Source organism: Bradyrhizobium sp. (assembly GCF_049512235.1).
Classification (GTDB): Bacteria; Pseudomonadota; Alphaproteobacteria; order Rhizobiales; family Xanthobacteraceae; genus Bradyrhizobium.
Genome location: NZ_JBEKXH010000390.1, coordinates 1 through 6102, shown reverse-complemented (window position 1 = coordinate 6102; position 6102 = coordinate 1). Strand labels below are relative to the sequence as shown.

At 61.6% G+C, this 6102-nt stretch carries 5 protein-coding genes; 3 read left to right on the top strand and 2 right to left on the bottom strand.

Annotated elements, in window-relative coordinates; genetic code table 11:
* On the bottom strand, positions 1 to 1402 hold a 1402-nt coding region (locus ABSG20_RS27225; protein WP_423867577.1), incomplete at its 3' end, for a PAS domain-containing protein.
* A 383-nt stretch (positions 1403 to 1785) separates the two neighbouring features.
* Between ABSG20_RS27225 and ABSG20_RS27220 the strand changes: the two genes are divergently transcribed.
* From ABSG20_RS27220 to ABSG20_RS27210, 3 genes are all read left to right on the top strand, one after another.
* Complete coding sequence (locus ABSG20_RS27220; RefSeq protein ID WP_423867576.1) at positions 1786 to 3126, top strand: ABC transporter substrate-binding protein; 1341 nt, start codon at positions 1786 to 1788, stop codon at positions 3124 to 3126.
* A gap of 78 nt (positions 3127 to 3204) precedes the next feature.
* Positions 3205 to 4161 carry a carbohydrate ABC transporter permease gene (locus ABSG20_RS27215; protein ID WP_423867575.1) on the top strand — a complete coding sequence of 319 codons (957 nt, stop codon included), beginning with the start codon at positions 3205 to 3207 and terminating at the stop codon, positions 4159 to 4161.
* Between the two features lie 55 nt (positions 4162 to 4216).
* Positions 4217 to 5059, top strand: a complete 843-nt coding sequence (locus ABSG20_RS27210) for a carbohydrate ABC transporter permease (protein WP_423867578.1) — start codon at positions 4217 to 4219, stop codon at positions 5057 to 5059.
* Positions 5060 to 5064: 5 nt separating this feature from the next.
* On the opposite strand, the gene ABSG20_RS27205 is transcribed toward ABSG20_RS27210, so the two are convergent.
* The coding region (locus tag ABSG20_RS27205) for an NAD(P)-dependent oxidoreductase (RefSeq protein WP_423867574.1) at positions 5065 to 6102 on the bottom strand (1038 nt) is incomplete at its 5' end.

The following is a 6102-nucleotide window of genomic DNA, read 5'->3' as shown; positions in this document are numbered from 1 at the left end:
TCCATTTGGCGCGGCCATCGATTGTCCGGATTCGATGCTCCAGGCCGAACCCGGTCCGCTCGCGGCTAGCGCGCTCACACTCCGCCTGGAATGTCGTCGCATCTTCCGCATCGATACGCGCCAGATAATCCGACAATGGACGTGAAGGCAGCACTTCGGTAAAGCCGTAGATGGCATTGCAACTGCCCGAGGTCACGACCGAGGCATCGACAGGATCATATTCAAAGGCCCCGACCTCGGCCACCTGCATCGCGGCGGCAAGCCGCGCTTCTGCGGCCTCCCGCTCGGCTTCCGCCTTTTTGCGCGGGGTAACATCATTGAAGATGATGCCAAGGCGAGGTCCGCCGAGGGGAAACGCGCGCAAATCAACCCAACGTTGCGGCCGGGGTGAATAGCGCTCCAAGCGATTGGGCTGGCCGGAGCGCACGACCTCGGCGAAGAAGTGAAGCCAGTGCGGATCGCCGCCCGGCGCAAACTCGGACGCGAGGTGGCCGACCACGATATCGCGCGGCAGACCGGTGTGAGTTTCAAAGGCCGGATTGGCCTCGATCGCGCGAAAATCGATTGCGTTGCCGGCCTCGTCATAGACGATGTCATGGACCACATAGGCCTCCGACATCGCGTTAAAGAGCGTCCGATAGCGCTCTTCGCTATTGGCCAGCGCGGTCTCCGCCTCGCGCCGCTCGGTGATGTCGATCTCGACGGCGACCAGGCGCAACGCCTTGCCGGCACGATCCCCGATGACTTCGCCGCGGCTGACGAAATGACGGATTGTTCCATCCGGCCAGACGCCACGCATTTCGGTCTCGAAGCGACTTGCGTTCGCAATCGCTTCCCGCAGAACGCTCTCGATGCGCCCGACATCTCCGCAATGAACAAATGCCGCGAAATTGGCGGGAGAAGGCTGGAAAGCGGCAGGGTCCCGGCCCATCAGCCGGTAAAGATTCTCCGACCATGTGATCTCGCCTGTTGCCAGGTCCCATTCCCAATCGCCGACCTTGCCGAACGCCTGGGCTCGCGCCAGGCGCTGCTCCCGCGCCGTCTCCCGTTCGATGCCTGTCACGAGCGCCTGGCCGACGACGATGACGGCAACACCGACCATGATGAAGAGGATCGAACTGGCAATGTGCTGAGCGGGTATCGAGGAGAAGTCAAATGCCGGCTCAAATAGAAAGAACCATCCCGTCACAAGACCGAGCATCAGAGCCAGCAGTGCCGCCCCGTAGCCGGCGAGCAGCGCGGTGAGGAGAATGGCAAGTATGAAAGGCGCAAACGGAAAGGTCCCGGGCGCCAGCGCGCCCGCGCCTGCCCTGAGTAGCGCAGCGGCCAGGGTGGTCGCCACAGCGACGCCGATCCCGCCTGCCGCAGACCGGACACGCCAGCGCAGAAGGTAGGAACACATCCGGTACTCCGCACAAATAACCCGAAAGTCCTGTTAACTTAGGGTATTTCCGAAGCCCTCGCTTAAAAAGAAACGTGATTGCCACTAAGGTACCGGTCAGGACATCCGCGGCATGATCCGCGCACGCTTATGTGGCTTGCCGGACATTGGAACTTGGCGCTATCGAATTAGGCAATTGGATAAAACTTCGGCGGAATTCGAGACATGGAGTCCGTGCGGTTCTCTATTTTGAAAACTTACAGACCTCGTCTTCGGTGCTGCAGAATCGCTCGCATCGACGCGGGCAACCTGTCAGCATGGAGCGCGGCCCGAACGGCCCGAACAGTCAGGCAAGACCAACGGTATCGGCGAATAACGCCGGACCAAGATTCAGGGAGGATATCATGAGCAGCGTGATCACGCGCCGCGGCGCGTTGGGTTTGGGGCTTTCCACGGCGGTGCTGGCCGCGACCCGCGGATCGGCGCAAACGGCCGCGTCCGCCGTCAAAGTCGCCGAGGTGCCGGCTCCCGCGCTGGCGATCGAAAAGGGCGCCAGCCTGCGCATGCTGCGACCGGTGCGATTCGTGCAGCCGGACGAGGATGTGTTTCGAACCAACGCGGCGCGATTCACCGAACAGACCGGCGTCCCGGTCAAGGTCGATTTCGTCGGCTGGGAGGACATCAATCAGCAGACCGCAGTGACCTCGAACAGTGGTGCCGGACCGGATATCATTGTCGGTTTCTCGGATGCGCCGCACATCTATGCCGACAAACTGGTCGAATTGACCGACGTCGCCGCCTATCTTGGCAAGCGCTATGGCGGCTGGATGTTTCTGGCGGAGAAATACGGCAGGCGTTACAGGAGCGATGCGTGGATCGGGCTGCCGTTCGGCGCCAGCGGCGGCCCGCTGGTGTACCGCAAGTCGATGGTCCAGGCCGCCGGCTATCAGCGGGTTCCGGATGATCATGCCGGCCTGCTGGAGCTTTGCCGCAAGCTGCAAAGGGCCGGAAAGCCGGCCGGATTCGCGCTCGGCAACGCGGTCGGCGACGGCAACGGCTTCGCCAACTGGCTGTTGTGGTCACACGGTGCCGCGCTGCTCGACGAGGAAGGCAACGTCATCATCAACAGCAAGGAGACCATCGCCGCGCTCAATTATCTCAAGCTGCTGTATCCGACCTTCATTGCCGGCACGACCTCCTGGAACGACGTCAGCAACAATCGCGCCTACTCGGCCGAGGACATTTCGCTGACTTCCAACGGGGTCTCGCTGTACTTTTCGCTGAGGAAGGACCCCGCCACCAAACCGATCGCCGACGACACCGAACATCAGTTCATGCCGCAGGGACTTGCCAAGACGTCGCCGATGTCGGGACTCACCCTGAACGCGATGCTGTTCAGGCACAGTCCCTATCCCAACGCCGCCAAGGCATTCCTGCAATTCATGCTGGAGCGCGAGCAATATGAACCCTGGATCAACGCCAATAACGGCTATTGGGCGCATCCGCTCAACGCCTATGCGGATTGCGCGGTGTGGTCGGGAGATCCCAAGGTCAGGATCTTCAAGGATACAATGGCCAATCAATACTGGAATGGTTACAAGGGACCGATTTCAGTGGCCAGCGGCGCCGTCAATGCGGATTACGTACTGGTGCAGATGTGCGCGTCGGTCGCGACCGATGCTGCAACGCCTGAAGCCGCGGCCGCCGAAGCGGAACGCCGCGCCAGGCGGTATTTTCGTCGGTAGCAGCATACACGGCGCCATTGCAAGCCATTGGGTCGCGCGAATGCGCGCCCGCGCAAGTCGGGCCGCAGGGAGGACGATATGTCTCTGACAACAGCGCTCCCTCGACGCTCAAACCAGGTTCAGCCGGGCTGGTTGACACGTTTGTTCGACGCCAAGCCATTTCTCATCGTCATCTGCCTGACGCCCGCGATCGGTCTGTTGCTGGTATTCCTGACCTATCCGCTGGGGCTCGGCATCTGGCTCGCCTTCACCGATACCACGGTCGGCCACCGCGGGGTCTTCGTCGGCCTGGAGAATTTCCAGTATTTGCTGAGCGATTCCATATGGTGGAACGCGGTCTTTTACAGCATCTTCTATACGGCCGTCGCCACCTTCGGAAAATTCGCGCTGGGTTTCTGGCTGGCCTTGCTCTTGAACAACCACTTTCCGTTCAAAAGCATCCTGCGCGCCATCGTGCTCCTGCCCTGGATCGTGCCGACGGTGCTGTCAGCGCTGGCCTTCTGGTGGATCTACGATCCGCAATTCTCCATCATTTCCTATCTGCTGGTGGACGTACTGCACGTCCGAACCAGCAATATCGACTTCCTCGGCACGCCATGGCCGGCGCGCTTCTCGCTGATAGCCGCCAATATCTGGCGTGGCATTCCCTTCGTCGCGATTTCGCTGCTGGCCGGCCTGCAGACCATTTCGCCCTCGCTCTACGAGGCGGCCATGCTCGATGGCGCCAGCGCATGGCACCGCTTTCGTTACATCACCCTGCCGATGATGATGCCGATCCTGGCGATCGTGATGACGTTCTCCATCATCTTCACCTTCACCGACTTCCAGCTGGTCTACGCCATCACCCGCGGCGGCCCCGTCAACTCCACCCACCTGCTGGCGACATTGGCGTTCCAGCGTGGCATCGCCGGCGGCGAACTCGGCGAGGGCGCGGCGATCGCGGTGTCGATGGTGCCGTTCCTGGTGTTCGCAACGCTGTTCAGCTATTTCGGCCTCGCCCGGCGCAAGTGGCAGCAGGGAGCAAGCAATGACTGAACTGCTGGCGGCCGTCGCCAAGTCGGGCAATGTCGCTAGCGCCATACCCGAAACCATGCATTGGGATTCGCGGGCGCGCCGGAGCGTGACGATCTATCTGCCACTGTCGTGCTTTGTGCTGATCCTCTTGTTTCCGTTCTACTGGATGGCGATCACATCCTTCAAACCAAACGCGGAGCTGCTCAACTACAAGGCCCACAATCCGTTCTGGATTTCCTCGCCGACGCTCGCCCATATCAAGCATCTCCTGTTCGAGACCGCCTATCCGCACTGGCTGCTGACGACGATGTCGGTCGCCATCGGCGCCACCTTCCTCTCGCTGTTCGCCAGCACGCTCGCGGCCTATGCCATCGAGCGGTTGCGCTTCAGGGGCAGCGGCTATGTCGGGCTCGGCATCTATCTGGCCTATCTGGTGCCGCCGTCGATCCTGTTCATTCCGCTGGCGACGGTGGTCGTGCAGTTTGGACTGTTCGACAGCCCGCTCGCGTTGATCCTGGTCTATCCGACCTTCCTGGTGCCGTTCTGCACCTGGCTCCTGATCGGCTATTTCAAATCGATCCCCTACGAGCTCGAGGAATGCGCGCTGGTGGATGGCGCCACCCGGCTGCAGATTCTGCGGCGGATCACGCTGCCGCTGGCCATTCCCGGATTGATCTCGGCCGGCATTTTCAGTTTCACGCTGTCGTGGAACGAGTTCATCTACGCGCTGGCCTTTATCCAGAGCAGTGCCAACAAGACCGTTCCGGTCGCTATCCTGACCGAACTCGTGTCCGGCGACGTCTATCAGTGGGGCGCGCTGATGGCGGGCTCGCTGCTCGGCTCACTGCCGGTCGCGATCTTCTATTCGCTGTTTGTCGATTACTACGTTTCGTCGCTGACGGGCGCGGTCAAGGAGTGAGGGATTCAGAACACCAGCGCCTTGGCCTGCTTCACCTGCGGCAGCGCCTGCACCCTGGCCAGCACGTCCGCCGGCACGGCGCCGTCTACCTCGACCAGCGCGATGGCGTCGCCGCCCTGCTTGGTGCGGCCGAGATGGAAGGTCGCGATGTTGATTTCGGCATCGCCGAGCAGGCTCGCGAAGTGGCCGATGAAACCCGGCTTGTCCTCATTAGTGACGTAGATCATCGACTTGCCGAATTCGGCGTCGACGCGGATGCCCTTGATATCGACCAGCCGCGGCTTGCCGTCGGCATAGACCGTGCCGGACACCGACCGCTCCTGCCGTTCGGTGGTGACGGTGACCGTGATCAGGCTTTCGTAATCGCTCTGCGCCGCGCGCACGATCTCGTCGACCACCATGCCGCGCTCCTTGGCAACGACCGGCGCCGAGACGACGTTGACGTCCCCCAGCATCGGCCGCAGCAGGCCCGACAGCATCGCCGAGGTCAGCGCCTTGATCTTCATTTCGGCGACGTGGCCCTCATAGGTGATCTGCACCTTCAGGATGCCGCTTTCGGTAAGCTGGCCTGCGAACGAGCCGAGCTTTTCGGCCAATTCGATGAACGGCTTCAGCTTCGGCGCCTCTTCCGCCGTGATCGAGGGGAAGTTGACGGCGTTGGAAATCGCGCCGGTCAAGAGATAGTCCGACATCTGCTCGGCCACCTGCAGCGCGACATTTTCCTGTGCCTCGGTGGTGGAGGCGCCAAGGTGCGGCGTACAGATCACGTTGGGATGGCCGAACAGCACATTGTGGGTAGCCGGCTCCTCGACGAAGACGTCGAACGCCGCGCCGGCGACCTGCTTGGAATTCAAGGCATCGACCAGAGCCTGCTCGTCGACCAGGCCGCCGCGGGCGCAATTGATGATGCGCACGCCTTTCTTCATCCTGGCAAGGGCGGATCGGTCGATGATGTTGCGGGTCTTATCCGTCAGGGGCGTATGCAAAGTGATAAAATCGGCGCGCTTGAACAATTCGTCAAGCTCGACCTTCTCGACGCCGAT